Source organism: Hydrogenophaga sp., from assembly GCF_019635465.1.
Taxonomy (GTDB): domain Bacteria; phylum Pseudomonadota; class Gammaproteobacteria; order Burkholderiales; family Burkholderiaceae_C; genus Hydrogenophaga.
This window is the reverse complement of record NZ_JAHBZK010000017.1, coordinates 33,501-58,853: the sequence shown is the minus strand read 5'-3', so window position 1 is coordinate 58,853 and position 25,353 is coordinate 33,501. Positions and strand designations below refer to the sequence as shown.

The following is a 25,353-nucleotide window of genomic DNA, read 5'->3' as shown; positions in this document are numbered from 1 at the left end:
TGGCTCACAAAGGACCGCTTTCGACACAAAGCGTCAGCCTATTTGTCTCGATGCATCGGCCTAGCGAGAACGTCTTCTACAGCCAGTGCCCGCTAGAACTGCTGCGGGCCGACGCTCGAACTATGAGAAGGCTCCTGCTCTAAGGCCAATCGGGCGGAAGTGGTCGCCACTCTTGTGCGGCGCCCTTTCCGCTCGGTGCCGTCGCCGGGGAGGCAGCGGGCGGGGCACCGGTGTGAAAGGCCACGAGGCTAGAAAGCGGAATGTCGACATGCACCACATCATCGACGTCCCGCTCGATCAAACGGCAAAGATCTCTCTGCCATCGTACGGCTCGCGGCGCCCACGCCCGGCAATCAGAATAGTGCCCGTTGTTCGCGATGGCGATGATCGAGTGGAGCTGAAATCCTGCCGACTGGATCAGATGGTCGTATGAGGACGTGTCCTGATTCCAAGCGGGACAGAGAACCACGTCTACGCGGCCGAGAAGGTCGGCGACACGCCTTGCCTCTATCAGCTCGCTGCATATCAGAACCGACAGCGCGCCCCAAGGGGACTTCACCACCGTACGTGGCCGGCTGCTCTTCGCTGCAGGTGGAAACGTGACCGGTGTCGGCAAGTGGGCCAGTCGGATCCCCTCTTCATTAGCCGGCAGCCCCTTTGTCCACGGCCAAGTGGCGACTGATGAAAACGGGCCGGGCAAGACTGCAAACACTTGGTTTCTGACGAACGGCTGCACAGGATCATGCGAGTATTCAAGCCCAACCACCATTCCAAACCGACCGAAACGCACGACATGATTCGACAGCGTGCGAAACCAAGCACGAGGAACCGATAGCTCCGGCAAGACAAGCACCGCGGAAGTGTGCCCATGCGCGACGCGACTCGCCTTTTCCAACACCTTGGCCAGCCCCTTCAAGCGCGCAAGCGTAAGAATCGGTTTGCCAACAGCAGACGATGCAACGCGAGTGGCAGCGGCTTGCCACGCCGTGTCTTCGACGACAAGATTGCCCAGGATTATTCGAGGCTCAGCAGTGGACTTGCCGAAGGACTCGTCCGACCAAAAGGACTCGATGGAAACCGTGCTGGAATCAACCACTGAACCTACTGGATCGACATACTTCGTTCCACGCACCGCATTCACAACGCATAGCAGCTTCTCGAAAATGTCTTCCGCGAAGCCTTCTCTTTCCACGCGGTACAGCCACCTTCGCGCGATGTCGAAATACGATGGAGGGCGTATGGATAGAAAGAGGCGCGCTGGCGGGATAGCCCACGGGCTGTCCTTGAGAGCCTCACAGCGCTTCACGAACTCGTCGATCACATCCAACCGAATGCGAACCTCTTCATCCACGTCCAATTCCGGACGAAGCCATTCGTGATTAATCCCGGGCGTGGGACCGTTGCTCTGGGCATCGTCCTCTCTATCGCGAGCCCGCAGATCGGCAGACGCCAGCAGGGCAGCCCGCCTTCGTAACGATGTTGCACCGACGCGACCAGTTCTCAGCAGAAGACCGCCGGGTAGACGGCTCTCTACTTGTCCCACGTCAAGCCCGAATGGAAGCGCAGAGCTGACCGCCTCCACCCGGCGCTCATGCAGGTAGTTGCGCAACCATGTCCAGGGCCGCGGCTTGCGAGGGTCAATCTCCCGACCTCGATAGTAGAGCGATCCTGTTTTCGCCCTGAGTGACTCGATGCTTCCCCAAATGCCATCCATGCGTGCATTCAGTTCTTTGGCGGAATCCCAGTCGCCTGCGACAACCGCTAACTTCAGGAGTCGAAGCGACACATCAAGGTCATCCAGCCAATTGTCTTCTGCGTCTAGTACACGTCCGACGTGCTCGAGGCTATGGCGAACGAGCTCCCGTGCTTCTTGACGGTTGATAAGGCTCGACACTCGCTCAAGTGATCTTAGGCTTGTGGACAGCGCGTATCGCTCAAGTCTGGCGCGGTCTGCGTCGCGAAGGACGCGAAGAGGCGATCCCGCAGGCTCTCCCGCTCGAACAAGGTGGCTGGCGCCATCTCCCGCGACAGTAGCGGAGTCAACGAAGGCCCGGCGCTCACTCACCGCCTTAGAGAAGTCAGACGCGACTGCTTCCACGAAGTCCATCCCTGGGACATCGGCCAAATGGTGAACTCTGATCTTCTTCTGCTGCAGCTGGAAGTCGCTTCCTGCTCGGCCCAACAGGTCCACATCGACACGCAACACGTTGTCGGTTGAATCCCGCAGGGGAAGGAACTCCTTCAAGACCTCACTGGTTCCTTGCAGGGGGCCTCGGGCCTGAGCAACGATGACAACGTCGTCGACATAGCGGCGATAGCAAAGCACGCCTGGAATAGCCTCAACATGGCGGTCCAAAGGTGCAAGAGCAAGGTTTGCGACAAGCCGACTGGTTAGAGCGCCAATCGGAACCCCAGTGTCGATCGCAGTTCCTGCCCGGCGGGCCCCCTCAGCACGAAAGCGTCCGTATGCGCGCAGCAGAGACGAAGTCGCTTGCTTGTATCCATCCACATCGAACTGTTCCGCACTGACGGCCTCCAGTTCCGCAATGATTGCGTCCGACATCATGAAATCAGGCTCCACGGTGTCATAGAAACTTGCGAAGTCTCCACTGATCACGAGCACCTGTTCACCGCGTCCAAGAGCTTCTTTTGCCGCGTCTAGTGGCGCAGTCCGAAACTGTTGATACCGGCGAGGCCAATATTCGAAGAGCCATCGCCGATGTGGGACAACCCTTTGTTCACGCACATCAAGGCGGTAACCCAGGACCTGCTTTGAAAGTAGCGCATCAAGGGCTCCGCCGAAGCGCCAGAGGTATAGCACCTCCATGATCGCGAACGCTGGACTCGGGCTTACCCGAATCTGGATGTCTATCGGGCGCTCCAAGTCAGAGTCGTGTTGCGTTCCAATGCGAACAATATCGTCCCCTTCACCCAGGCTTTGACGAAACCGCTTTGGGACTACCCATGTCTCTCCAGTCGGCAAGTTGTCAAACCAAGGCTGCCGCTCGACCGTTTGCTTCAACTCGCGCAGCTTGTTGGGGAGGTTTTTTTCGTACTCGGCAAGTTCGTGGAGACCAACACCGCGACGCTCAAAGTAGAGCGCGGTCTTTGCCTGACGAAACGCGAGAAAAAGGTCTGCAATGGTTGGAGTTGCAGCGGGCCGCATCAATGGGCCACCTGTTCGCAATGCCCTAGCTGGCGCGCGGCCCAGTGCAGGCTTCTTTCAGATTTGAGCATCACGTTCCTCCCTACTGCCCGGGAAAGAGACTCCCCTGTGAGTCAACACCGACAGCATCGACTCATCCCGCCGGTTGGGCAGGTACTTGTAGCGCTTGTGCAGCGTCTTGACCACCACCGAAGCCGCCATCCGGCCGCCTTTTCCCAAGCTGGGTTGCGCGCTAAGTGTAGTGCCGGCGATGACCGTGCCCGAGGTCTGGTTCAACTCGCGATTGAGTCATCTGCCTTGCCGGTGTATGTGACCGCAACCGCTGCACATCTGCCCGTCGCCAATGCGTATCGGCGCCAGGTGACCACCTGACCAGGGCACTTGACGAGGATTCGCCGGGCCTCCAGGCAAAATCCAGATGATCGGGGCGAGCTTGGCGTCGGTCCTGCGGGAGTATCACCTTGAAGAATGGAACAGCAACAATGGCACTGACGAAGAAAGGCGAGTTCTGGTACGGAACCACGTCGGGCGACACCCAAGCCGAGCTGCGCAGCTACAGCGTTGCGAATCGCCATGAGGCCGTCCGGTTTGCCGCGTCCAAATGCGACTGCGGGTCCCGGAGCTTCGCGCTGCAGACCGATGAAGAAGCCGGCGTGGCAATCCGCACTTGCTCCGACTGCGGGCAGGAACACCTGATGGGCGACAGTGCGGAATACGTTGAAGAAGCCTTGCCCGAGGCGCACGAGTGCGTGTGTGAAAACGAGGTGTTTGAACTGATGTCCGGCGTCTCCGTGTACGAGGGCACACATGACGTGCGTTGGTACTACATCGCTTGCCGTTGCGTGGAATGCAATTTGGTTGGGGTCTTCGCAGACTGGAAGTGTGAAGCGGGTGATGCGGCGGCCTTCCTGGCCAAGGTATGAACGGCCGAACTCTGCAGAGATAAGCCATGCGCACCCGCGAGCTTTCATCGCCCGTGGTGCGCGGTGGACTGCTGGCGCTGCTGGCCGCGGCCCTGTTCGGCCTGAGCACGCCACTGGTGCAGCGCTTCGGCCAGGGGCTGGGGCCATTCACCACGGCGGCGCTGCTGTACGGTGGCGCGGCCCTGGTGGCGGTGTTCCAGCGCCGGGGCGCCAGCCGCGAAGAGCCCCTGTCGCGAAGCGACGCGCCGCGCCTGCTGGCCACCGTGGCCTGGGGGGTGGACAACACCCTCTCGCGCGGGGTCGCCGAGCGGGATCCGGGTCAGGTGGTGCTGGCCAAGGCAGCGCTGGGGGCACTGGCCACCACGGCGGTCGCCCTGCTGCGGGGCGAACCGCTGCCCACCCAGGGGGCGGCGCTGGCGCTGCTGGCCGTTGGCGCCAGCGGCTATGGCCTGAGCCTGCGCTTCTACCTGCTGGCGCAACGCCAGTTCGGCGCGGCTCGCACCGGCTCGGTGTTCGCGTTCGCGCCCTTCATCGGCGCGCTGGGCGCGTTCGCGCTGGACGAGCGCACTCCCGGGGTGTTGTTGCTCCTGGGCGGCCTTCTCATGGTGGGTGGCGTGGTGGTGCACCGGCTGGAAGATCACGGCCACGAACACGAACACGAACACGAACACGAACACGACCACGAGGCGCTGGAGCACGAACACGCGCACACCCACGACGACGGGCACCATCTGCATCGCCACGAACCCATGCCCACCGGCCCGCACAGCCACCGGCATGTGCACGCCGATCTGCACCACAGCCACCCCCACGTGCCCGACGCGCACCACACGCACAGGCATTGAAGAGCTCGGAGCCGGTCAGCGCGGCTGGAACGCGATGATGCCCATGCCCAGCAGCGCCACGCTGGCACCCGCAGCATCCCAGGTCGAGGGCCGCACGCCGTCCACTGCCCACAGCCAGGCGATGGCGGCGCCGATGTAGACACCGCCGTAGGCCGCGTACACGCGGCCCGAAGCAGCGTCGTGCAAGGTCAGCAGCCAGGCGAACAGCGCCAGGCTGGCCGCCGCGGGCAGCAGCAGCCAGACCGAGGCGCCTTGACGCAACCAAAGCCAGGGCAGGTAACAACCAAGGATCTCGGCCAGGGCGGTGGCGGCGTACAGCAGAAAGGTTTTCATGGCGGATCAGTGCGCAAGGTGGCCATGGCAGGCACAGGCTTCACCGTGGGCGGCAGCCACGAGCTCCTTGAGGATGCCGCAATCGGCTCCGTCCGCATCACAGCGCCCGCAGCTGGCCTGGAGCAGCAGCAACTGCTTTTCCAGTGCGCGCATGCTCTTGAGCCGCGCCCGCACCCGCTCGATCTGCTCCTGCACCAGCTGATCCACGTCCGGGTGCGGCGTGCCCGGAGCATCCAGCGCGCGGCAGTGGCGGACGAAGGCCAGGCGTTCCAGGTGTTCGTCCGCGTAGTCGCGGTAGCCGTTGTCCTGCCGGGCAGGCGCCGGCAGCAGGCCCTGCTTTTCGTAGTAGCGGATGGTCTCCACATCCACGCCCGTGGCCTGGGCCAGTTCCTTGATGCGCATGCTTCCCTCCGGTGATTGATCGGGCTTGACTCTGGAGCCGCTCCAGGGTTTTCAATACCGGCATTCTGTTCTTTTCGGGAGTTTCCATGTCTGCCCATTGTTGTGACCACGGTCACGCGCACGCCAGCGAAGCCAACCCGCAAACACCACCTGTTAATGACCACCCGAATGACCCTGACCATGGTCATTCCGGCTGCAGATCGCAGGCCTGCTGTGCACCGGCGGTGGCGCCCCTCGGCCAGTTCGATGCGGCACAAAGCGACACCGAGGGTGTGCGAACGCCCATCCGCATCCTGCAGATGGACTGTCCGACGGAAGAGGCCTTGCTTCGCAAAAAGCTCGGCCCGATGCCTCAAGTCAAGCAGCTGGACTTCAACCTGGTGCAGCGGGTCTTGACCGTGGTGCATGCCCCCGGTGCACTGGAGCCCGTTCTGGAGACGGTGCGATCACTTGGATTCCAGCCCGAGGTGGCCACCCCGGACGCCGCACGCCAACCCATGCAGGTGCCCGTCAAACCCTGGTGGCCGCTGGCCCTGGCCGGTCTGGCCGCCATTGCGTCAGAGGCGGTGAGCTGGGCCGGCCTGCCCGAGCTGCTGGCGGCCGGTCTGGCGGTTCTGGCCGTGCTGGGATCGGGGTTGACCACCTACAAAAAGGGCTGGGTGGCCATCCGCAACGGCAACCTCAACATCAACGCGCTGATGAGCATCGCCGTCACCGGTGCGCTCGCGCTGGGGCAATGGCCAGAAGCCGCCATGGTGATGGTGCTCTTCACAGTGGCTGAGCTGATCGAGGCCAAGTCACTGGACCGTGCACGCAACGCCATCGAAGGGTTGATGCGCCTCACGCCCGACCAAGCCACGGTGCAGCAGGCCGATGGCAGTTGGCAGCTGGCGGATGCCAAGGCCGTGGCGGTGGGGGATCTCGTGCGGGTGCGGCCCGGCGAGCGGATCGCGCTGGACGGCACCGTCGTCAGTGGCCGCTCCACGGTCAATCAGGCCCCCATCACGGGAGAAAGCCTGCCCGTCGACAAAACCGAGGGAGACGCGGTGTTTGCCGGCACCATCAACGAGGCGGGTTCGCTGGAATACCGGGTCACCGCGCCGGCCAGCAACAGCACCCTGGCCCGGATCATCCACGCGGTCGAAGAAGCGCAGGGCGCGCGTGCGCCCACGCAACGCTTTGTCGACCAGTTCGCTCGCGTCTACACCCCCCTGGTGTTCGCGATGGCCGTGGCCGTGGCCGTGTTGCCACCGCTGTTGATGGGCGGGGCCTGGCATGACTGGATCTACAAAGCCCTAGTCCTGGTGGTCATCGCCTGCCCCTGCGCGCTGGTGATCTCGACGCCTGTGACCATCGTCAGCGGGCTGGCCGCTGCGGCACGCCACGGTGTGCTGATCAAAGGCGGTGTGTACCTTGAGGAGGGCCGCAAGCTGCGCTGGCTGGCACTGGACAAGACAGGAACAATCACTCACGGCAAGCCCGTTCAAACCAACTTTGAACTGCTGGACGACATGGAGGAAGCGCAATGCCTGAGCCTGGCCGCCAGCCTGGCTGGCCGATCGGATCACCCGGTCTCACAAGCCGTGGCGAAGGCGGCTGACACCCGTGGCGGTGCGCGGGTGCCGGTGGACGCGTTCGAGGCCCTGCCTGGAAGGGGTGTGAAGGGTGTGATCGCTGGCGCTGGCTACAGCCTGGGTAACCACCGCATGGTTCACGAGTCGGGCCTGTGCACCCCAGAGCTGGAGACCCTGCTGGACACCATGGAGCGGCAGGGCAAGACGGTGGTGATGTTGGCGAACGAAAGCCGGGTGCTGGCCCTGTTCGCGGTGGCAGACACAGTCAAGGACAGCAGCCGTGCAGCCATCGCTGAACTCCATCAACTGGGCGTACGGACCGTGATGCTGACCGGCGACAACCCCCACACGGCCGAGGCCATCGCCCAGCAGGTGGGCATTGACCAGGCCCGAGGCAACCAGTTGCCGGAGGACAAGCTGCGCGCCATTGAGAGCCTAAGTCGCGAAGGCCAGGTGGGCATGGTCGGCGACGGCATCAACGATGCGCCGGCCCTGGCGCGCTCGGACATCGGATTCGCCATGGGCGCGATGGGCACCGACACCGCCATCGAGACCGCCGACGTGGCGCTCATGGACGACGATCTGCGCAAGATACCCACCTTCATTCGTTTGTCGAAGACCACGCATGCAGTGCTGATCCAGAACATCACGATGGCGCTGGGGATCAAGGCCGTGTTCCTTGTGCTCACGCTCATGGGCCTGGGCACCATGTGGCTGGCTGTGTTCGCCGACGTCGGGGCGAGTCTGCTGGTCGTTGGCAACGGGCTGCGTCTGCTGCGGCGTTGACAGGGGAGGCCGCGATGGGACTTTTTGATCAGCTGTTTGGCAAACACGGTCATCACCATGGAAGGCACCATGAGCGCGATGGGCACAGGGTGGATGTCCGTCACGAAGGCATTTCGTCCGGGAACATCTGCCCGGGCTGCAGGACCTCGACGGCGGCAGCCGACCGGTTCTGTCGTCAGTGTGGCCAGTCTTTGCTGCCCGCACCATGCAAGCAGTGCGGCATCGCCTTGGCGCCTGGTGCCCGGTTCTGCGTATCCTGCGGTTCGCCATCCACATGAATGACCGGCCTCGACGTCGCCGCCTACAATCGTTCCTCCATGCGCGCCTGCCTGCTTGCCCTCCTGATGCTGTTCTGCCTGCCCTTGCAGTGGGCCGGCGCAGCCACGGGCGCGCCCTGTGCACACGAGCCCTGCGCGCCATTGCACGCCAGCCTGACCGAGGCGTCCGCACAGGCCGCCGCCGATGAGGCGGTGGGCGAATCCCACGCGCAGCATCCCCACTGCGGCAGCTGCCACACGGGCGCCATGGCCCTGTCGGCCAGCGCCCCTTGGGCCGTGGGCGACACCGCTCGCGGCCTGCGGTCGGGCCCCAAGCCCTGGACCGAAGTCATGCTGATTGAGCGGCCCGAACGGCCACAGTGGCTCACCCTGGCCTGACCGGGGTTCGGCAGTCTTCGCGGCACGTTTCGCCGCACCACCGATCCCTGTGAAGCGCGCCAGCCCGTGTGGTTGGCGATGTCCGTTCTTTCAGGGTGTTTTTCATGTCTGTATTTTCCTGGCGGGGCCGTCCCCGCCTGGCCTGGCTCCTCGCCGTGGGCCTGCTGCTGGCCATGGACCAGCTGAGCAAGGCCTGGTTCGCCGCCACCATTCCCTTGGGCACGGCCATCGAGGTCACGTCCTGGTTCAACCTGGTCCATGTGCTGAACACTGGTGCCGCGTTTTCTCTGCTGGCCGATTCGGGCGGCTGGCAGCGGGTGTTCTTCATCGTCGTCGGCGTGCTGGTGATCGTGCCCATCACCTTCGTCTGCCTGGCGCGGCAGGTCGACCCGCTCGAACGCCTGGCCGGCGCCTTGATCGTGGCCGGCGGCAGTGGCAACCTCATCGACCGCATCGACAGCGGCGCCGTCACCGACTTCCTCGACCTGCACTGGCGAGGCCTGCACTGGCCGGCGTTCAACCTGGCCGACGTGTTCATCGTGCTGGCGGCGGGTGCCTGGATCCTGATGTCCCTGCGCCCCGCCAAAGCCGCCTCCAGGAGCGCCCCATGAACCGCCCGTGGACCCTGCTGCTGCTGGCCTGGCTGGTCGCCACCAGCGCCACCCTGGGCGCGCTGTTCCTGGGCGAGGTCATGGGCATGACGCCCTGCGTGCTGTGCTGGTACCAGCGCATCTTCATGTTCCCGCTGGCCATCGTGCTGGGCATCGCTGCCTACCAGGACGACCGCCGCGGTGCGGTCTATGCCCTGTGGCTGTCCCTCGGTGGACTGGCCATCGCGGCGTACCACACCCTGCTGGTGGCCGGTCTGATCCCCAAGGCCTGGGTCCCCTGCAGCGCCGGCGTGTCCTGCGCCGACCAGAAGCTCGAAATCCTCAACGGCGTCCAGATTCCGTGGCTGTCACTGGCAGCCTTCGTGGTCCTGGCGCTCCTGCTCATCGTCTACCTCCGAAAGTCTTCCCGATGAACTCCAAAAAAATCACCGTCGCCGCCCTGGTCGTCATTGTCCTGGTGTTCTTTTTCCTGGGCATGAACGCGTACCAGAAGCGTGTGCAGCAGTCCCAGGCCGAGAAGGTCAACCAGGCCATCAACCAGTCCGCCCCCTCCGGCTCAACAGCCGACGGGCAGGCCCAGCCGGCCGACAACCGCCTGATCCGCTTCCATTCGCCCGTCTTTGGCCCCAGCACCGCGCCGGTCACCATCGTCGAGTTTTTTGACCCGGCCTGCGAGACCTGCCGGGCGTTTTACCCCATCGTCAAGAACATCCTCCAGCAGTACCCGAAGGATGTGCGCCTGGTGATCCGCTACGCCCCCTTCCATGCGGGCTCCGACCAGGTGGTCAAGCTGCTGGAGGCGTCCAAGCGGCAGAACAAATACCTGCCGGTACTGGAGTCGGTGCTGGCTGCCCAGCCGCAGTGGGCAGACCATGGCAATCCCAACCTCGACCTGGCCTACCAGGCGGCCGAGGCTGCGGGCCTGGACATCCAGAAAGCGAAGGCCGACGCCCAGGGGTCGGACATAGCGGCGGTGTTGAAGCAGGACATCGAGGACCTGACCGCGCTGGAAGTGACCAAGACCCCCACTTTCTTCGTCAACGGCCGCGGGCTGCCGTCGTTTGGCGACCAGCAGTTGATGGCCCTCGTGGCCGAAGAAGTGGCCAAAGCCAGGAAGTGACATGAGCCAGCACATCCCCTTTCCCACGACCCCAGTCGCCACCGGTCGCCGCCGTTTCGTGCAGATGGCTCTCGCCTGTGCGGCGCCTGTGCTGCTGCTGGCCTGTTCACCCAAAAAGCCTGAGTTCAAGAGCACCGACGTGACCGGCGCGGCTTTCGCAAAAGACCTCAAGCTCAAGGACCACCACGGCAACGTGAGGACGATGCAGGACTTCAAGGGCCAGATCGCTGTGATCTTCTTCGGCTTCACGCAGTGCCCGGACGTCTGCCCCACGTCCATGAACACCATGGCGGAGGTCAAGCGCCTGCTGGGCGCGCAGGGTGATCGCTTGCAAGTGCTGTTCATCACGATCGATCCCGAGCGCGACACCCAGGCCTTGCTCAAGGAGTACATGGCCAGCTTCGACCCAGGCTTCCTGGCCTTGCGCCCTGAGCCCGATGAAGTCCAACGCGTTGCAAGCGACTTCAAGATCTACTTCAAGAAGGTGTCCGGCTCCACCCCGACTAGCTACACCATGGACCACTCGGCCGGCAAGTACATCTTCGATACCGAAAGCCGGGTCCGCCTGTTCTCGGCCTATGGAACCGACGCCGCCACCATCGCGGCGGACATCCAGGTGCTGCTGTCCGCCGCCTGAGGACGTCCTGTCATGAGAAACGTCCCGCTACACCTGGTGCTCGCACAGGTCCACCACCGCCGAGGGCCTGTGGTGACGGTCCTCGGCGCCCTGATGCTGGGTACCGGCGTCATGGCCTTCGGCGTCTCTACCTCCTTGCCCGACGCCGCTCAGTGGACGGTCCGGCAAGTGGTGGAGCCGGTGGAGGCGCCGCTGGCAACGGCCGCGCCCACGGCACCCAGCACCGACTTCCTGGTTCACCAGTCAGAAACCACCCGGCGCGATGATTCCCTGCAATCGCTGCTCCGGCGTCTGGGGGTTGAAGACCGCGACGCGCAGTACTTCCTGGCGCGCGATGCCACATCGCGCCTGCTGCTGGCGGGCCCGTCCGGCAAGCTCGCCTCCGTCACCCGAACGCCCGAAGGCCAGCTGCACGGCTTGACGGTGCGCTGGGTGGATGGCAGCCAACGCGTCAGCCGGCTGGTGGTTCAGGCGCAGGACGGGATGTACCGCTCCCGGCTCGAACAGCCCGTGCCCCGGCGCCTGGTGCGCTTCGGCGGGCTCACACTGCGTTCCTCGTTCTATGCGGCCGCTGACCAGGCGGGCATCCCGGACGCCATTGCGGCCCAGGTGGTGGAGGCGTTCTCCGGCGATATCGATTTCCAGCGCGACCTGCAGCGCGGGGCGCGGTTCAGCCTGGTGTACGAGGCGTTCGAGCTGGAGGGCGAAACCCTGTTCACCGGGCGGCTGCTGGGCGCCGAGGTCCGCAACGGCAAGGACAGCCACCAGGCCATGTGGTTCCAGGAGCCGGGCCAAGCGGGCGAGTTCGTCAGCCTCGACGGCACGAGCCAGCGACGGGCTTTCCTGGCATCGCCCTTGGCGTTTTCCCGAGTCACCAGTTCGTACGGGCCGCGCATCCACCCAGTGTTCGGTGTGCAGAAAGACCACAAGGGCACGGACTACGGGGCGCCGGCGGGAACGCCCGTGCGAACCGTCGCCGACGGCGTGGTGACGTTCGCCGGCCAGCAGGGCGGGTACGGCAACTACGTGGTGATCCGCCACCCCGACAACGCCGCAACCGCCTACGCCCACCTTCAACGCATCGCGGTCCGGGCGGGGCAGCGTGTTCAGCAAGGTCAGAACATTGGCACGGTCGGTTCCACCGGCACGGCGACGGGACCGAATCTGCACTTTGAATACCTCGTCAAAGGACGGCGCACCAACCCGACCCGGATCGTGGAGGCGCTAGGGGCCAACACCCCGGTGCTGGCGCAGCTGCCGTCGTTTCAGCGGGAGGCCAATGCCATGCGGGAACAGCTCGTTACGGCCGCCTCCGTCGCATGGGCCAGCGTGCAGTGACCCGACCACCCAAGCTCATGTCTCAGATCGACCACCCCGTGAACGCGCCCTCCGATTCGTCCACCCGGCGGATCTGGCTCGCGCGTAGCGCAGCCGCGGTGTCGGCGCTGGCCTAGCCCTTCCAACCCGCCAACGCCCAGCCGGCCCGCAGCCCATCGTACGAGGGCGCCGTGCTGGCCGGCAGCTTGCGCTCGTCGCCCGAGGCGCGGCTGATCCAGATCTACCGGGCCATTGCCGCCGGTGACCCCCAGGCCTTGCCACTGGCGGCGGCGCTGGTGCGGGATGTGCCCAGTTTTCAGCTGGGCCAGCTGGTGTATGGCGACCTGCTGCTGGCCCGCAGCGGATCGTTTCCCGACTTCTGCACCGCGACGGACGGCCCGCCCGCGGTGCGAGGACAACTGCAGAAGCTGCGCACCGAAGCCCAGCGCCGGCTGGGCGCGTTGAAGGAAATGCCACCCGCCGGCTTGGTGCCGGAACAGGCGCTGCAAGTGGCGCGCAACGTCCGGCACGTGGTGGTAGTGGACGCCAGCCATTCGCGGGTCTACGTCTTCGAGCACCAGGCGAACGGCCTGCAACTGTTGCGCAGCTTCTACGCGTCCATCGGTCAAGCGGGATTCGACAAGTGGGTAAAAGGCGACCTGCGCACCCCGCTGGGGGTGTACTTCATCACCAGCCGCCTGGACGACCAGCAGGTCGAGGAGCTGTACGGCATCGGCGCGCTCCCGCTGAACTACCCCAACGAACACGACCGCCGCCTGGGACGCACCGGCAGCGGCATCTGGCTGCATGGCGTGCCGCGCGCCACCTACTCGCGCAGCCCCTACGCCACTGGGGGCTGCGTGGCCCTGGCCAACGACGACATGGCCTACCTCATGCAAGTGCTGCAAACGCGGCGCACGCCAGTGGTGATCACGGACGAGGTGACCTGGGTTCGCCCTGCCGACAAGGCCGCCCAACGCCAGAGCTTCGAATCCCTGCTGGGTCAGTGGCAGCAGGCCAGGGCTCGGGGGGACCGTGGCGCCCTGCAGGCGCTGCAGACCGCCGACTACAACAACGCGCGCGGCGCAGCAGCCCGTTGCGCCGGGTGTCCACGGACGCGGAGAGCGCGCGTCCCCGCGAACCCGAACCGCCCACCGGATGGCGCGACGTCTCGGTGTTCCGCTGGAAACGCCAGTCGGAGGTCGCCATCATCGACTACAGCGCGGTGGCGCCGAAGCCGGCGCGCAGCACGGAACGCCGCCAGTACTGGGTCCGGGAGCAAGGGCGCTGGCGCCTGTTCTTTGACGGGGCCGTCTAAGCAGGTGTGAGCGGCCGGCCACCGTGGCCAACATGGAGCAGAACCTGAGGTTCGCCATCGTTTACAACGCGCAGGACATTCCCTCGGCCGCTGGTCTGCTGCATCTGTTCAACGGCTTGCTACTCTCGCCCATGATCGCCGAGCAGGCCATGAGCCTGCGTTCGGCTTCCGTCATTGGCAATGCGCTGCTCTAAATTTCCGTTTGTTCAGAGATTTCAAGAGCGTCATCGACCTCAATGCCGAGGTATCTCACCGTCGATTCGAGCTTGGAGTGACCGAGTAGCAACTGAACGGCACGAAGGTTCTTGGTGCGGCGATAGATCAAAGTCGCCTTGGTTCTTCGCATTGAATGCGTCCCGTAGTCGGCGCGATCCAGTCCCAGCTCATCCACCCAGTGCCCAAGAATCCGGGCGTACTGCCGGGTTCCCAGGTGAGGTGACTTGTGCAATCTGCTGGGAAACAAGAAATCATCCGATCTCAATGCAGTCTGCTTGATCCATGTCTGCAATGAGTCCCTTGTTGCTGAGGTGATCTCGAACTGCACCGGTCGCTGAGTCTTGTGCTGCATGACGATGGCTCGCGTGGCCATCTGATCACCGTGGCACACATCTCGCACCTTGAGGGACACGAGGTCACATCCACGCAGTTTGCTATCGATGCCGAGATTGAAGAGCGCCAACTCTCGGACACGCCCTTGCATTTGAAGGCGCACGCGCAGCGCCCAAATGTCTTTCAGCTTGAAGGGCGCTTTCTGCCCAACGATTTTTCCCTTGTTCCAAGGCTCCCGATGCACGGAACTGTCCAATGTTTCCATGATGGTCTCCCATCGAGTTGAGGGGCAGACAGCTTGCGCCTGTGAAATCTCATGGGTTTGCGCAACGTCAAGCTCGGCCAGGGTGCCTCTCATTTGATCCCATGTAGAAGAGGGAATTTATGGCGCAAGTGAATGACCGATGTACGCCCGAAAGCAGCCGTCAGAACGAACAATTCAAGAGACGGCTTTCGCTGCGAAGCGGACATAGGTCCCCCTCCTAAAACTGGACGACTGCAACGGGTCGGAAGCGGCTCGTGAGGGACCCACATCCAGCAGGAGAGGCACGGGCAATGACCCAGGAGGTTGCCCATTCACCAAAGCTCCGCCCGGACCTCCCAACGCGTTGCCCCACCGCGTGACGCGAGACAATACTGCCGATGGAACCCACCGACGCCGACGCCCGCCTCACCAATCTCGAGATCAAGGCGAGCTTCGCCGAAGACCTGCTGGACACGCTCAACGAGATCGTCGCGCGCCAGCAGGCCCAGATCAACCGCCTCACCGCTGAGCTCTCCGCGCTGCGCAACCAGATGCCCGCGGCTGACGGTGCCCCCGCCTTTCGCAGTCTGCGCGACGAACTGCCGCCGCACTACTGAGCAAGTATGGTGACGCGCCGGTCGATACCGCCTTCGAGACACAGGACAGCCGCATGCAAACCATCCTGGGGGCCACTGGCCAGATAGCCATTGAACTCGCGCGCGAGCTGGGTCGCCAGTACACGACCGATCTCCGGCTCGTGAGCCGTCAGCCGCGCAAGGTCAACGACACCGACACGCTGCTGCCGGCAGACTTGCTCGATGCCCGGCAGGCGGCCGAGGCGGTCAAGGGCAGCAGCGTCGTCTACTTCACGGCGGGCCTGCCGCCGGACACGGCGCTGTGGGAGGCACAGTTCCCGGTCATGTTGAAGAACGCGCTCGACGCCACCCGCGCTGCTGGCGCCCGGTTCGTCTACTTCGACAACACCTACATGTACCCGCAGGACGATCGCGTGCAGACCGAGCAGACCCCGTTCATGCCAATGGGGCGCAAGGGCAAGGTGCGGGCGGCCATGGCCACCCGGGTGCTGGACGAGATGGCGCGTGGCGACATCCCGGTGCTCATTGGCCGCGCACCGGAGTTCTATGGCCCCGGCAAAACGCAGAGCTTCACCAACGCGCTGGTCATCGATGCCATCAAGGCGGGCAAGACGCCGCGCGTGCCCGTGCGGGACGACACGCTGCGCACACTGATCTGGACGCCCGACGCGAGCCGCGCGCTGGCCGTGCTCGGCAACACGCCCGACGCGTTCGGGCGGACCTGGCACCTGCCCTGTGACGACGAGCGCCTGACCTACCGCGAATTCGTGGCGTTGGCGGCTGATGTGTTTGGCACAGCGCCTTCGTACAAGGTCATCGGCAAATGGGCGCTGACGGCGGTAGGCCTCGTGTCGAAGCCGGCACGGGAGCTGCGGGAACTGCTGCCACGGTACGAACACAACAACCTGTTCGACTCCTCGGCCTTCAAGCAGCGTTTTGCAGACTTTGCGGTGACCACCTACCGGCAAGGTCTGCAACACATCCACCAAGCGTCGGTGCGCAAGGTCGATGACCCGGGAGCCCACCCATGAAGCCCACCCTGACGCATCTGCGGCGTCTGCTGGTGGTGGCACTGGTGCTGGTGATCGTGGTCTGCGCCTGGTACCCGCCCATCGTTGCGCAGGCCAACGAGCAGATCGACGCGGGGCTCAACCGCGCCTTGATCAGCTTTGCCTCGGCGCGCACGCTCAACGGGGTCATCTCGGTGCTGCAGGGCACCGCGGTGGAGGTCGCGCCGCTGGGCGTTGGCGTCACGCTCACGCTGGGCCAGATCCTGGACCCGATCAACGATCTGGTGGAGTCGTTCTCGTCGCTGATGCTCATGGCCAGCGTGGCGTTTGGCGTGCAGAAGATGCTGCTGGCCATTGGCGCGCACTGGGTCGTCTCGGCCGTGCTGTCTGCCCTCGCCATCGCCTGGGGCGTTTGCAGCCTGCGCGGTGGTGCGCCGCGCTGGCTGACGCGCGCCACGCTCGTGCTGGCGATGGTGCGGGTGGCCATCCCGGTGGTGGCCCTGGGCAGCCACCTGCTGTTCGATGAGCTGATGGCCACCGACTATGCCCAGGGGCAGGCCACGCTGGAGGTGGCGGCCGCGCAGGTGGGCGCTGCGGTGCCCGACGACGAAACCGGTCTCATCGACCGGATCAAGAAGAAGCTGCCGGACCTGGAGGCCATCCAGCGCGCGGTGTCGGAAGTGCCCGAGCGGGTGATCAAGCTGATCGTCGTCTTCGTGATGCAGACGGTGGTGATCCCGATCGCGTTGCTGTGGTTGCTCTACATGGTGGTTGCCGGTGCGCTCGGCCTGGGCTCAAGGTGGCCCAGACCCGGGGCAGCGGCTCACACAGGGTAGATCAGCGAGTTCAGCACCATTTCGCTGTCGTACACGCAGCGGCGCTCCAGCAGCTTCCAGACGCCCGCTTCCACGACGAAGGCATCCACATAGCGCCCCACCTGGTAGACCCCGCTGGTGCTGCCGGGCTTGGTGCGGAACACGCTGTAGTTGGCCTCGGCGCGCACCGGGTCACCCGCGCTGCCATCGCCGTCGTGCGTGATGCGCGACGGGCCGATCACGTGGCGGGTGTAGTACGGCGCGTGATAGATGGTCTGGGTGGCGCCGACGATGCGGTCGCGCATCATGGCCTGGCTCTCGAAGTTGAGCAGGCACAGCGGCAGGCCGCGCTCGGCGTTTTCGCGCGCCTGCACCCGGTAGCGGCCATCGGCCACAAAGAGGTCGGGCCACTCGGCAAAGCGGCGTTGATCGAGCACGTCGGCATAGGCCGCGTTGAAGCGGTCGATGGCGTGGTGGCGCAGCACGCTGCGCAGGTCGGAGTCGGTGATGGCGTTCATCAAAGGCCCATCACTTGGCGCCAGTAGGCGTACATCGATCTGATCAGCGTCTCGGTGACCATGTGCTCGGTGGGTGCCTTGCCCACATCGTCGTCCTTGCCGCCCAGCTCCACCAGGGTCTCGCCGCCTTCGCCCCATTGCCGAAAGCCGTCCTGGCTGAACTCGATCACCTCGCCGTCGTCGGCGCTGACGAAGCCCGCGGGACCGAACAGGTTGGCCTGGCGCAGACGGCGCGTGGTCATCTCTTCGGTGTCGTCGGCAAAACCGAAATGGGTCCACACGAAGTCGAACTCGTTGGGCCCGCGCGGCACGATGTGGCGCGTGGAGAGTGAGTTGACCTGCTGCTGGATGATCACGCTCGGGAACAGCGTGATCATGGTGACCGTGGGCGTGATGGTGGCGCCGGGGTTCTGCGGGTCGTCAATGGTCCACCAGGGTTCGGGCACCACGTCGAGCAGTCGCGGGTCGTTGAGCTTCATGTCGGCCTTGAAGCTGGTCACGCCCTGCGTCACGGTCTTGTTCTCGCCGCCGTCGTTGCGGCGGCTGATCATCACCGCGTGGCGGCCCTGCCCGTCCATGACCATGCGGCTCTTCTGATCGGCGCGCCACAGGCCGAAGGTGACGAACCAGGTGTGCAGCAGGCCCGGGTGGTACGGGTCCTTGATGTTTTCCATCATCAGCTTCCAGTTGCCTGGAATGCGCTGGCGGTTGTAGCCCAGCAGCTTGAGCTCGCGGCCCTGGAAGATGCGGTCCAGCCAGGGCTTGAGTTCGCTGCCCAGGTAGTCCTCCAGCGGCTCCGCGGCGTCGCTGAAGGTGGCAAACACCAGCCCGTGCAGCACGGCCACGCGCAATTTGGTCAGGCCGTTCCTGCTCAGGTCGAAGTCGGGCGGCATGCCGCCGTGGGTGCACTCGCCCTCAGGTCCCTCGGCCTTGACGCCGTCCTTGAATGGCAGTCCGGCCAGGTCGCCGTTGAGTTTGTAGGTCCACTGGTGGTAGGGGCAGACGAAGCTGCGCGCATTGCCCACCTCGCCGTCCATGGGCGGCTGGCAAAAGCGCACGCCGCGGTGCGCACAGCGGTTCTCGACCACGCGGATGCCGTGATCGGTGCCGCGGTCTTTGGGTGCCACGCGGTCGCGCACCATGATGACCTGGCGCTCGCCCACCCAGCTGAGTTTGTAGTCACCGGTGTTGGGAATCTCGACGGCCAGACCCACATAACACCAGTGCGCGCCATGGAAGATGCGCTCGAGCTCGCGTTGGTACAGCTCGGGGTCGGTGTAGGCCCAGAACGGGATGCGGCTGGTGCCGCGGTCGTGCCATCGCACGAGGGCTTGCGGTGCGTTCATGTCTCCTCACGCGTCGGTGCGGTGAGGCGAAATGATAAGCCTACTGATTAATTCGGGCCAGCGCCGGTGGTCGCGTGGCCGGTCACTCCCCGCGCAGCGCCGCGTCCTTTGCCGCGTTGCGCCTGGCGCGCCAGGCGCCAAAGATCGCGATCAGGCCGGGGATGAGGATCAGGCCCCAGATGATCTTGCTCAGGTTGGCCTGCACCCAGGGCAGGTTGCCGAACAGATAGCCCGCGCCCAGCAGACCGATCACCCAGATCAGCGCGCCGACGACGTTGTAGGCGGTGAACTTGGTGCGGGTCATCTCGGCCACACCGGCCACGAAGGGCGCGAAGGTGCGAATGAAGGGCATGAAGCGCGCCAGGATGATGGTGATGCCGCCGTAGCGCTCGTAGAAGGCGTGGGCCTGGTTGAAGGCGTCCTTGTTGAAGAGACGCGAGTTCTCCCACTGGAACACCTTGGGGCCGAAGTAGCGGCCGATGGAATAGTTGGTCTGGTCGCCCAGGATGGCGGCCACCACCAGCAGCGCCATGGCCAGCGGCAGGCTCATGAGGCCGGCGCCGCACAACGCACCCACCACAAACAGGAGCGAGTCGCCCGGCAGGAAGGGCATGACCACCACACCGGTCTCGGTGAAGATGATCAGGAACAGCAGCGCGTACACCCATGCGCCGTAGGCCTGCACAAAGGCCTGCAGGTGTTGGTCCACGTGCAGGATGAAGTCGATGAGATAGCTGACCAGTTCCATGGCGGCGGATTATCACCACCGCGGGTGACGCCTTCGGGGCCTTCCTACAATCCCGCGCATGTCTGCCCTGCCCGCGCGCCGCCCCATCCGCGAACTGCCCGACGAACTGATCAGCCAGATCGCGGCCGGCGAGGTGGTCGAACGCCCGGCCTCGGTGGTGCGCGAGCTGGTCGACAACGCGCTGGACGCGGGCGCATCGCAGATCACCGTGCGCCTGCTGGGCGGCGGGGTGCGCCTGATCACGGTGGAAGACGATGGCATCGGCATTGCGCAGGCCGAGATGGCGCAGGCCCTCAAGCGCCACGCCACCAGCAAGATCAGCAACCTGGCCGAGCTGGAAGCCGTGGGCACCATGGGCTTTCGTGGCGAGGCGCTGGCCGCCATCGCCTCGGTGGCCGAGGTCTCGCTGCTCTCGCGCACCGACGAAGCGCCGCACGCCTGGCTGCTGCAGGCGCGCAGCGGCGAGCTCTCGCCCGGGGCGCGCCAGCGCGGCACCACCATCGAGGTGCGCGAGCTGTTTTTTGCCACGCCGGCGCGGCGCAAGTTTCTGAAGTCCGACAGCACCGAGCTCGCCCACTGCGTGGAGGCCGTTCGCCGCCACGCCCTGGCCCGCCCGGACGTGGGCTTTGCCATCTGGCACGAGGGCAAGCTGGTGACCCAGTGGCGCGCGGTGCCGGGCGAGGCCACCGACGCCACGCCGCTGCGCCTGGCCGAGGTGCTGGGCAGCGACTTCGTCGAGCAGGCGGTGGCGCTGCAGTGGCCGGCCGATGGCTCGATGGCGCGCGGCCTGCGGGTGCGCGGCTACGCCGGCCTGCCCGACGTGGCGCGCTCGCGCGCCGACCTGCAGTTCGCCTACGTCAATGGCCGCTATGTGCGCGACAAGGTGATCGGCCACGCCGCGCGCGCCGCCTACGAGGACGTGCTGCACGGCCACCGGCAGCCGGTCTACGCGCTCTACATCGACATCGACCCCACGCGGGTGGACGTCAACGTGCACCCCACCAAGATCGAGGTGCGCTTTCGCGACAGCCGCGAGGTACACCACGCGGTGCAGCAGGCGGTGCAAAGCGCGCTGGCCGTGCCCCGGGCCGGTCAGCTGCCCGCCGCCGCTGCGGCCCTCACGCCCGAGGTCGCGCCCTGGTCGCCGCCCACGCGCCAGTCCGGCTTCAGCTTTGCACCGCGCGAGGCCGAGGCCGGGCACCGGGTGAACGACGTGTCGGCCCTGTGGGGCCAGTCTGTCCCGGTGGCCGCCGACGCCACCGCGCTGCTTGAGCCCGACCGGCCGACCTCGCCTGTCGCAGCCTCGGCCCAGGCCCTGCCCGAGGGCGAGTGGCCGCTCGGGCGCGCCATTGCCCAGCTGCAGGGCGTGTACATCCTGGCCGAGAACGCCCAGGGCCTGGTGATCGTCGACATGCACGCCGCGCACGAGCGCATCGTGTACGAACGCCTCAAACGCCAGCTCGACGCGCGCGACGTGCAGAGCCAGCCCTTGCTGATTCCGGCCACCTTCAGCGCCACCCCCGAAGAAGTGGCCACCGCCGAGACCGGCAGCACCACTCTGGGGGCACTGGGCCTGGAGGTGACGCCCCTGTCGCCACGCACCCTGGCGGTGCGCGCCGTGCCCACCACCCTGGCGCAAGGCGACCCGGTAGCGCTGGCGCGCAGCGTGCTGGGCGAGCTGGCCCAGCACGAGGCCACGCAGGTGCTGCAACGCGCCGAGCACGAACTGCTGGCCACCATGGCCTGCCACGGCGCAGTGCGGGCCAACCGGCGCCTGACCGTGGACGAAATGAACGCCCTGCTGCGCCAGATGGAAGTGACCGAGCGCAGCGACCAGTGCAACCACGGCCGCCCCACCTGGCGCCAGCTCAGCCTGCGCGAGCTCGACGCGCTGTTCCTGCGGGGCCGCTGATCGGCGCGGCCGCCCGGCGGCCTGCGCATTGAACTTCTGGCCCGCCATTTGCATCAAGCTGCGGTCATGAAGCGCTGGTTGCTCGCCATTGCCGCCGCCCTTGCCACCCTGGCCCTGCTGGCCGGCTGCGCCACGCTGGACGAGAAGCAGCGCAGCTGGATCTTCCAGCCCTCCGACCGCACCTGGAGCGGCGGCGCCTACGCGGCCGAGGGCATGGAGGACATCTGGATCCACTACACCTCCACCGTCACCGGTGAGCCCGTGCGGCTGCACGCCCTGTGGGCACAGAACGACAACTTCGCCCGCCGCGCCGATGCGCCGGTGCTTCTGTACCTGCACGGCGCGCGCTTCAACGTCACCGGCTCGGCCATGCGCATGCGCCGCATGCAGGAGCTGGGCTTCTCGGTGCTGGGGGTGGACTACCGCGGCTTTGGCAAGAGCAGCAACGTGCTGCCATCGGAACAACTGGCCACCGAAGACGCGCGCGCCGCCTGGGACTGGCTGGCGAAGAACCACCCCGATCGCCCGCGCTACATCTTTGGCCACTCGCTGGGAGGCGCACTGGCCATCAACCTCGCCACCCAGGTCAGCGACGAAAAAGGCACCCTGGTCGAAGGCACCTTCACCTCCATACCCGACGTGGTGAGCACCTTCAAATGGGGCTGGCTGCCGCTGTCGCCCCTGATCACCCAGCGCTTCGAGTCGATCGAGCGCGTGGCCGACATCGGCTCGCCGCTGCTGGTGGTGCACGGCAGCGCGGATGGGTTGATCAAGCCCGAACTGGGGCAACGGCTGTTCGAGGCCGCGCGCGAACCCAAGCGCTTTGTGCTGGTCGAGGGCGGTTCGCACCACAACACCAACTCGGTCGGCCAGGGGCAATACCGCGAGGCGCTGGCGGCGCTCTTCGGGCTGGACGACGGCATCCGCGTGGTCGAGCGCTGACCGGTCCACCCCCGGGGAGTACCGGGAAAACCCGCATCGCTTCTGCTACCCTCGCCCGGATGTCTCCCTCGTCGTCCGTCTCCGCGGCCAGCGCGCCGTCCGCCATGTCGCCCGCCCTGGTCGTGCTGGTGCTCACCTTGTTGCTGGGCATGCAGCCCATCACCACCGATCTGTACCTGCCGGCCCTGCCCGCCATCACCCAGGGCTTTGGCGCGTCCATGCCGCAGGCGCAGCTCACGCTCACTGCGCTGCTGCTGGCCTTCGGCACCTCGCAACTGGTGTGGGGCCCGCTGTCGGACCGCTTCGGGCGCAAGCCCATCCTGTTGTGGGGCATGGGCCTGTTCGTGGTGGCCGCCATCGGCGGTGCCTTTGCCACCTCCATGGGCAACCTGATTGCCTGGCGCACCTTGCAGGGCGTGGGCATGGGCTCGGCGGTGATGTGTGCGCGCGCCATCGTGCGCGACCTGTACGCCCCCACCGAAGGCGCCCGCATGATGAGCAAGGGCCTGACCGGGCTGGGCGTGATCGCCTGTGCCGCCGCGCCCACCGGCGGCCTGCTGTCCGACCTGTTCGGCTGGCGCGTGGCCCTGCTGTCGCTGGCGGTGTTCGCGGCCATCACGCTGGCGGTGCTGGTGTGGCGCTTCGAAGAATCGCTGCCGCAGCGCAACCCGCAGGCGCTGCAGCCCGGCCGCCTGATCGCCAACTGGCTGCAGATCGCACGCCACCCCACCTTCTGGGCCTGGACGCTGCTGGCCACCGGCTCCTACGCCGGGCTGTTCACCTACCTCGCCTCGTCCTCGTTCGTGATGATCGGCGTGCTGGGCTTGAGCAAGACGCAGTACGGCCTGGTGATGTTCACCATGTCGCTGAGCTACATCGTGGGCACCTTCATCTGCCGTCGCCTGCTGGTGCGCCTGGGCGTGCGCCGCACCGTGGCGCTGGCGGCGGTGGTCACGCTCACCGGCGGCACCCTCATGGGCGCGCTGCCGCTGCTGGGCGTGCACAGCCTGTGGAGCGTGCTGCTGCCGTTCTACCTGTTCATGCTTGGCCACGGCGTGCACCAGCCCTGCGGCCAGAGTGGCGCGGTGGCGCCCTTCCCGCAGACCGCTGGCGCAGCGTCGGCCCTGGCCGGCTTCCTGATGATGCTGGTGGCCTTTGCGGTGGGCGGGTGGCTGGGCCTGGCGCTGTCCACGCCCTCGCTGGGCGCGGGCACAGTGCGCCCGCTCACCGATGGCATCTGGTTCTGGAGCGCCGTCATCAGCGGCACGGCCTGGACCCTGGTGCAGCGCCACGGCGAGCCCCATCCCGCGCCGCAGCGGCTCAAGACCTCGTGACCCCCAACGCGCCACGCTGTCTGGCACTCGCCGGCCCCACCGCCAGCGGCAAGACGGCGGCGGCGCTGGCCCTGGCTGCGCGCTGGCCGATCGAGATCATCAGCGTCGACTCGGCGCTGGTGTACCGCGGCATGGACATCGGCACCGCCAAGCCCAGCGCGGCCGAGCTGGCGGCGGTACCCCACCACCTGATCGACATCCGCGACCCGGCCCAGCCCTACAGCGCGGCCGATTTCGTGCGCGACGCCACCCGCCTGGTGACCGAGATCCGGTCGCGCGGGCGCATTGCCTTGCTGGTGGGCGGCACCATGCTGTACTTCAAGGCCTTGCTGAGCGGGCTCGATGACCTGCCCGCCGCCGACGCCACCGTGCGCGAGCGCCTGGAGGCCCGCGCACGCGACCTCGGCTGGCCGGCCCTGCACGCCGAGTTGCAGCGCGTGGACCCCACCACCGCCGCGCGCCTGTTCCCCAATGACGCTCAGCGCATCCAGCGCGCGCTGGAGGTGTACGAGGTGTCGGGGCAACCCTTGTCGGCCTTCCACTCGGGGCGCGATCACGACCCGCACAGCCCGCTTCAGGAAGACCACCTGATCTCGCTCGAACCCACCGACCGCACCTGGCTGCATGAGCGCATCGCCCAACGCTTCGACGCCATGCTGGCCGCGGGTCTGGTGGACGAGGTGCGCACCCTGCGCCAGCGCGGCGACCTGCACCCCGAGCTGCCATCGATGCGTTGCGTGGGCTATCGGCAGGTGTGGGCCGCGCTGGATGCGCAACCGCAACCCGACGCCGTCGCCCTGGCCGAGTTGCGCGACCGCGGCATCTTTGCCACCCGCCAGCTCGCCAAGCGCCAGCTCACCTGGCTTCGCTCGCTGCCCGCGCGCCAGGTGGTGGCCGCCGATGCACCCAACGCGCTGGACCAGGTGATGGCCCTGGCCGCGCACTGGCTGGACGCCGCGCCATGAGCCTGCGCGCCCGCCAGCTGGCCAAACGCTATGGCGATGCCACGGTGTTCCAGCACGTGGACCTGGATCTGGCGCCGGGCGAGTTCGTGGCCATCGTGGGCGAATCGGGCGTGGGCAAATCCAGCCTGCTCAACTGCCTGGCGGCGCTGGACAGCTGGCAGGACGGCAGCGTCGAGCACGACGGCACCGACCTTGCCGCGCTGGACGAGACGCGCCGCGCGCATTGGCGCCGCCGCCACCTGGGCTTCGTGTTCCAGGCCTTTCACGTGCTGCCGCACCTGGACGTGGCGCAAAACATCGGCCTGCCGTTGATGCTGCTGAACCAGCACGACGACGCGCGCGTGCAGGCCATGCTCGACGCCGTGGGTCTGGGCGGGCTCGGGCCGCGCCTGCCGGCGCAACTCTCGGGCGGGCAACTGCAGCGCGTGGCCATCGCCCGCGCGCTGGTGCACCGGCCCAGCGTGGTGCTGGCCGACGAACCCACCGGCAACCTCGACCCCGACACCGCCGCCCGCGTGCTCGATCTGCTGCAGACGCAGACGCGCGAACACGGCAGCTCGCTGCTGCTGGTCACCCACGCCGACGCCGCGGCGGCACGGGCCGACCGGGTGCTGCGCCTGACGCGGGACGGCCTGCTCGACGCTTCTCGCGGCTGACGGCACTGACCGCGTTTCGCGCCTGCGCTT

28 protein-coding genes are annotated in these 25,353 nt (G+C 66.2%); 20 read left to right on the top strand and 8 right to left on the bottom strand.

Annotated features, from left to right (window positions below):
• Positions 1–139: 139 nt before the first annotated feature.
• On the bottom strand, positions 140–3,166 hold the full coding sequence (locus tag KF871_RS15490) for a reverse transcriptase domain-containing protein (RefSeq protein ID WP_291144445.1): 3,027 nt from the start codon (positions 3,164–3,166) through the stop codon (positions 140–142).
• 57 nt (positions 3,167–3,223) lie between these two features.
• Positions 3,224–3,442 (bottom strand): hypothetical protein, encoded by a 219-nt coding sequence (locus KF871_RS15485; RefSeq protein ID WP_291144442.1) that lies wholly within the window; start codon positions 3,440–3,442, stop codon positions 3,224–3,226.
• A gap of 206 nt (positions 3,443–3,648) precedes the next feature.
• Between KF871_RS15485 and KF871_RS15480 the strand changes: the two genes are divergently transcribed.
• On the top strand, positions 3,649–4,089 hold the full coding sequence (locus KF871_RS15480) for a hypothetical protein (RefSeq protein WP_367172062.1): 441 nt from the start codon (positions 3,649–3,651) through the stop codon (positions 4,087–4,089).
• Positions 4,090–4,115: 26 nt separating this feature from the next.
• Positions 4,116–4,934, top strand: coding sequence for an EamA family transporter (locus KF871_RS15475; RefSeq protein ID WP_291144437.1), 819 nt, complete (start codon positions 4,116–4,118; stop codon positions 4,932–4,934).
• A 15-nt stretch (positions 4,935–4,949) separates the two neighbouring features.
• Here the strand turns inward: KF871_RS15475 and KF871_RS15470 are convergent, their stop codons facing one another.
• Positions 4,950–5,267: a YnfA family protein gene (locus KF871_RS15470; protein WP_291144435.1), complete on the bottom strand. Its 318-nt coding sequence runs from the start codon at positions 5,265–5,267 to the stop codon at positions 4,950–4,952.
• A 6-nt stretch (positions 5,268–5,273) separates the two neighbouring features.
• Positions 5,274–5,669 (bottom strand): MerR family transcriptional regulator, encoded by a 396-nt coding sequence (locus tag KF871_RS15465; RefSeq protein ID WP_291144432.1) that lies wholly within the window; start codon positions 5,667–5,669, stop codon positions 5,274–5,276.
• Between the two features lie 86 nt (positions 5,670–5,755).
• On the opposite strand from KF871_RS15465, the gene KF871_RS15460 reads away from it, so the two are divergent.
• From KF871_RS15460 to KF871_RS15415, 10 genes are all read left to right on the top strand, one after another.
• A complete protein-coding gene (locus KF871_RS15460) occupies positions 5,756–8,029 on the top strand; it encodes a heavy metal translocating P-type ATPase (RefSeq protein WP_291144428.1) in 2,274 nt (757 codons plus the stop codon).
• 14 nt (positions 8,030–8,043) lie between these two features.
• A complete protein-coding gene (locus KF871_RS15455) occupies positions 8,044–8,307 on the top strand; it encodes a zinc ribbon domain-containing protein (protein WP_291144424.1) in 264 nt (87 codons plus the stop codon).
• A gap of 39 nt (positions 8,308–8,346) precedes the next feature.
• Positions 8,347–8,685 (top strand): hypothetical protein, encoded by a 339-nt coding sequence (locus tag KF871_RS15450; protein ID WP_291144422.1) that lies wholly within the window; start codon positions 8,347–8,349, stop codon positions 8,683–8,685.
• Positions 8,686–8,789: 104 nt separating this feature from the next.
• Positions 8,790–9,296 (top strand): signal peptidase II, encoded by a 507-nt coding sequence (gene lspA, locus KF871_RS15445; protein ID WP_291144420.1) that lies wholly within the window; start codon positions 8,790–8,792, stop codon positions 9,294–9,296.
• On the top strand, positions 9,293–9,709 hold the full coding sequence (locus KF871_RS15440; RefSeq protein WP_291144417.1) for a disulfide bond formation protein B: 417 nt from the start codon (positions 9,293–9,295) through the stop codon (positions 9,707–9,709). The genes lspA and KF871_RS15440 overlap by 4 nt, the downstream gene beginning before the upstream one ends.
• Complete coding sequence (locus KF871_RS15435) at positions 9,706–10,416, top strand: thioredoxin domain-containing protein (protein ID WP_291144414.1); 711 nt, start codon at positions 9,706–9,708, stop codon at positions 10,414–10,416. Before KF871_RS15440 ends, KF871_RS15435 begins: the two co-directional genes overlap by 4 nt.
• A gap of 64 nt (positions 10,417–10,480) precedes the next feature.
• Positions 10,481–11,053, top strand: a complete 573-nt coding sequence (locus KF871_RS15430) for an SCO family protein (protein WP_291144611.1) — start codon at positions 10,481–10,483, stop codon at positions 11,051–11,053.
• Positions 11,054–11,065: 12 nt separating this feature from the next.
• The gene (locus KF871_RS15425) at positions 11,066–12,391 is read left to right on the top strand and encodes a M23 family metallopeptidase (RefSeq protein ID WP_291144412.1); all 1,326 of its coding nucleotides are present in this window, start codon (positions 11,066–11,068) and stop codon (positions 12,389–12,391) included.
• Between the two features lie 170 nt (positions 12,392–12,561).
• Positions 12,562–13,698, top strand: coding sequence for a murein L,D-transpeptidase family protein (locus KF871_RS15420; protein ID WP_291144409.1), 1,137 nt, complete (start codon positions 12,562–12,564; stop codon positions 13,696–13,698).
• A gap of 22 nt (positions 13,699–13,720) precedes the next feature.
• Complete coding sequence (locus tag KF871_RS15415; RefSeq protein WP_291144406.1) at positions 13,721–13,882, top strand: hypothetical protein; 162 nt, start codon at positions 13,721–13,723, stop codon at positions 13,880–13,882.
• Here the strand turns inward: KF871_RS15415 and KF871_RS15410 are convergent.
• A complete protein-coding gene (locus KF871_RS15410) occupies positions 13,879–14,502 on the bottom strand; it encodes a tyrosine-type recombinase/integrase (protein ID WP_291144403.1) in 624 nt (207 codons plus the stop codon). The genes KF871_RS15415 and KF871_RS15410 overlap by 4 nt on opposite strands.
• Before the next feature lie 377 nt (positions 14,503–14,879).
• On the opposite strand from KF871_RS15410, the gene KF871_RS15405 reads away from it, so the two are divergent.
• From KF871_RS15405 to KF871_RS15395, 3 genes are read left to right on the top strand one after another with little or no spacing between them, the layout of a single operon-like run.
• Entirely contained in the window at positions 14,880–15,098 is a 219-nt protein-coding gene (locus KF871_RS15405) for a SlyX family protein (protein WP_291144400.1), read from the top strand.
• Positions 15,099–15,151: 53 nt separating this feature from the next.
• On the top strand, positions 15,152–16,108 hold the full coding sequence (locus KF871_RS15400; RefSeq protein WP_291144397.1) for an NAD-dependent epimerase/dehydratase family protein: 957 nt from the start codon (positions 15,152–15,154) through the stop codon (positions 16,106–16,108).
• Positions 16,105–16,923, top strand: a complete 819-nt coding sequence (locus KF871_RS15395) for a hypothetical protein (RefSeq protein WP_291144394.1) — start codon at positions 16,105–16,107, stop codon at positions 16,921–16,923. Before KF871_RS15400 ends, KF871_RS15395 begins: the two co-directional genes overlap by 4 nt.
• Here KF871_RS15395 and KF871_RS15390 read toward each other — a convergent pair.
• The 3 genes from KF871_RS15390 to KF871_RS15380 all read right to left on the bottom strand — a co-directional run bounded on the left by KF871_RS15390 (position 16,911) and on the right by KF871_RS15380 (position 19,514).
• Complete coding sequence (locus tag KF871_RS15390; RefSeq protein ID WP_291144391.1) at positions 16,911–17,420, bottom strand: aromatic-ring-hydroxylating dioxygenase subunit beta; 510 nt, start codon at positions 17,418–17,420, stop codon at positions 16,911–16,913. The two genes, KF871_RS15395 and KF871_RS15390, sit on opposite strands and share 13 nt — an antisense overlap.
• Positions 17,420–18,766 (bottom strand): aromatic ring-hydroxylating dioxygenase subunit alpha, encoded by a 1,347-nt coding sequence (locus tag KF871_RS15385; protein WP_291144388.1) that lies wholly within the window; start codon positions 18,764–18,766, stop codon positions 17,420–17,422. The genes KF871_RS15390 and KF871_RS15385 overlap by 1 nt, the downstream gene beginning before the upstream one ends.
• A gap of 82 nt (positions 18,767–18,848) precedes the next feature.
• Entirely contained in the window at positions 18,849–19,514 is a 666-nt protein-coding gene (locus KF871_RS15380) for a DedA family protein (RefSeq protein WP_291144386.1), read from the bottom strand.
• 58 nt (positions 19,515–19,572) lie between these two features.
• On the opposite strand from KF871_RS15380, the gene mutL reads away from it, so the two are divergent.
• The 5 genes from mutL to KF871_RS15355 all read left to right on the top strand — a co-directional run bounded on the left by mutL (position 19,573) and on the right by KF871_RS15355 (position 25,323).
• Positions 19,573–21,426 carry a DNA mismatch repair endonuclease MutL gene (gene mutL, locus KF871_RS15375; protein WP_291144383.1) on the top strand — a complete coding sequence of 618 codons (1,854 nt, stop codon included), beginning with the start codon at positions 19,573–19,575 and terminating at the stop codon, positions 21,424–21,426.
• Positions 21,427–21,492: 66 nt separating this feature from the next.
• A complete protein-coding gene (locus KF871_RS15370) occupies positions 21,493–22,368 on the top strand; it encodes an alpha/beta fold hydrolase (protein WP_291144381.1) in 876 nt (291 codons plus the stop codon).
• Positions 22,369–22,472: 104 nt separating this feature from the next.
• Positions 22,473–23,702, top strand: coding sequence for a multidrug effflux MFS transporter (locus KF871_RS15365; protein WP_367172061.1), 1,230 nt, complete (start codon positions 22,473–22,475; stop codon positions 23,700–23,702).
• Entirely contained in the window at positions 23,699–24,667 is a 969-nt protein-coding gene (gene miaA / locus KF871_RS15360) for a tRNA (adenosine(37)-N6)-dimethylallyltransferase MiaA (protein WP_291144376.1), read from the top strand. Before KF871_RS15365 ends, miaA begins: the two co-directional genes overlap by 4 nt.
• On the top strand, positions 24,664–25,323 hold the full coding sequence (locus tag KF871_RS15355) for an ABC transporter ATP-binding protein (protein ID WP_291144375.1): 660 nt from the start codon (positions 24,664–24,666) through the stop codon (positions 25,321–25,323). The genes miaA and KF871_RS15355 overlap by 4 nt, the downstream gene beginning before the upstream one ends.
• Positions 25,324–25,353: the final 30 nt, after the last annotated feature.

Coding starts and splice junctions, on each gene's coding strand:
- KF871_RS15405 (WP_291144400.1), top strand. CDS start 14,880: ATGGAACCCACCGACGCCGACGCCCGCCTCACCAATCTCGAGATCAAG.
- KF871_RS15400 (WP_291144397.1), top strand. CDS start 15,152: ATGCAAACCATCCTGGGGGCCACTGGCCAGATAGCCATTGAACTCGCG.
- KF871_RS15385 (WP_291144388.1), bottom strand. CDS start 18,766: ATGAACGCACCGCAAGCCCTCGTGCGATGGCACGACCGCGGCACCAGC.
- KF871_RS15410 (WP_291144403.1), bottom strand. CDS start 14,502: ATGGAAACATTGGACAGTTCCGTGCATCGGGAGCCTTGGAACAAGGGA.
- KF871_RS15390 (WP_291144391.1), bottom strand. CDS start 17,420: ATGAACGCCATCACCGACTCCGACCTGCGCAGCGTGCTGCGCCACCAC.
- KF871_RS15440 (WP_291144417.1), top strand. CDS start 9,293: ATGAACCGCCCGTGGACCCTGCTGCTGCTGGCCTGGCTGGTCGCCACC.
- KF871_RS15435 (WP_291144414.1), top strand. CDS start 9,706: ATGAACTCCAAAAAAATCACCGTCGCCGCCCTGGTCGTCATTGTCCTG.
- KF871_RS15415 (WP_291144406.1), top strand. CDS start 13,721: ATGGAGCAGAACCTGAGGTTCGCCATCGTTTACAACGCGCAGGACATT.
- KF871_RS15450 (WP_291144422.1), top strand. CDS start 8,347: ATGCGCGCCTGCCTGCTTGCCCTCCTGATGCTGTTCTGCCTGCCCTTG.
- KF871_RS15490 (WP_291144445.1), bottom strand. CDS start 3,166: ATGCGGCCCGCTGCAACTCCAACCATTGCAGACCTTTTTCTCGCGTTT.
- mutL (WP_291144383.1), top strand. CDS start 19,573: ATGTCTGCCCTGCCCGCGCGCCGCCCCATCCGCGAACTGCCCGACGAA.
- KF871_RS15465 (WP_291144432.1), bottom strand. CDS start 5,669: ATGCGCATCAAGGAACTGGCCCAGGCCACGGGCGTGGATGTGGAGACC.
- KF871_RS15425 (WP_291144412.1), top strand. CDS start 11,066: ATGAGAAACGTCCCGCTACACCTGGTGCTCGCACAGGTCCACCACCGC.
- lspA (WP_291144420.1), top strand. CDS start 8,790: ATGTCTGTATTTTCCTGGCGGGGCCGTCCCCGCCTGGCCTGGCTCCTC.
- KF871_RS15470 (WP_291144435.1), bottom strand. CDS start 5,267: ATGAAAACCTTTCTGCTGTACGCCGCCACCGCCCTGGCCGAGATCCTT.
- KF871_RS15460 (WP_291144428.1), top strand. CDS start 5,756: ATGTCTGCCCATTGTTGTGACCACGGTCACGCGCACGCCAGCGAAGCC.
- KF871_RS15475 (WP_291144437.1), top strand. CDS start 4,116: ATGCGCACCCGCGAGCTTTCATCGCCCGTGGTGCGCGGTGGACTGCTG.
- KF871_RS15380 (WP_291144386.1), bottom strand. CDS start 19,514: ATGGAACTGGTCAGCTATCTCATCGACTTCATCCTGCACGTGGACCAA.
- KF871_RS15395 (WP_291144394.1), top strand. CDS start 16,105: ATGAAGCCCACCCTGACGCATCTGCGGCGTCTGCTGGTGGTGGCACTG.
- KF871_RS15370 (WP_291144381.1), top strand. CDS start 21,493: ATGAAGCGCTGGTTGCTCGCCATTGCCGCCGCCCTTGCCACCCTGGCC.
- KF871_RS15480 (WP_367172062.1), top strand. CDS start 3,649: ATGGCACTGACGAAGAAAGGCGAGTTCTGGTACGGAACCACGTCGGGC.
- KF871_RS15365 (WP_367172061.1), top strand. CDS start 22,473: ATGTCGCCCGCCCTGGTCGTGCTGGTGCTCACCTTGTTGCTGGGCATG.
- KF871_RS15430 (WP_291144611.1), top strand. CDS start 10,481: ATGGCTCTCGCCTGTGCGGCGCCTGTGCTGCTGCTGGCCTGTTCACCC.
- KF871_RS15455 (WP_291144424.1), top strand. CDS start 8,044: ATGGGACTTTTTGATCAGCTGTTTGGCAAACACGGTCATCACCATGGA.
- KF871_RS15355 (WP_291144375.1), top strand. CDS start 24,664: ATGAGCCTGCGCGCCCGCCAGCTGGCCAAACGCTATGGCGATGCCACG.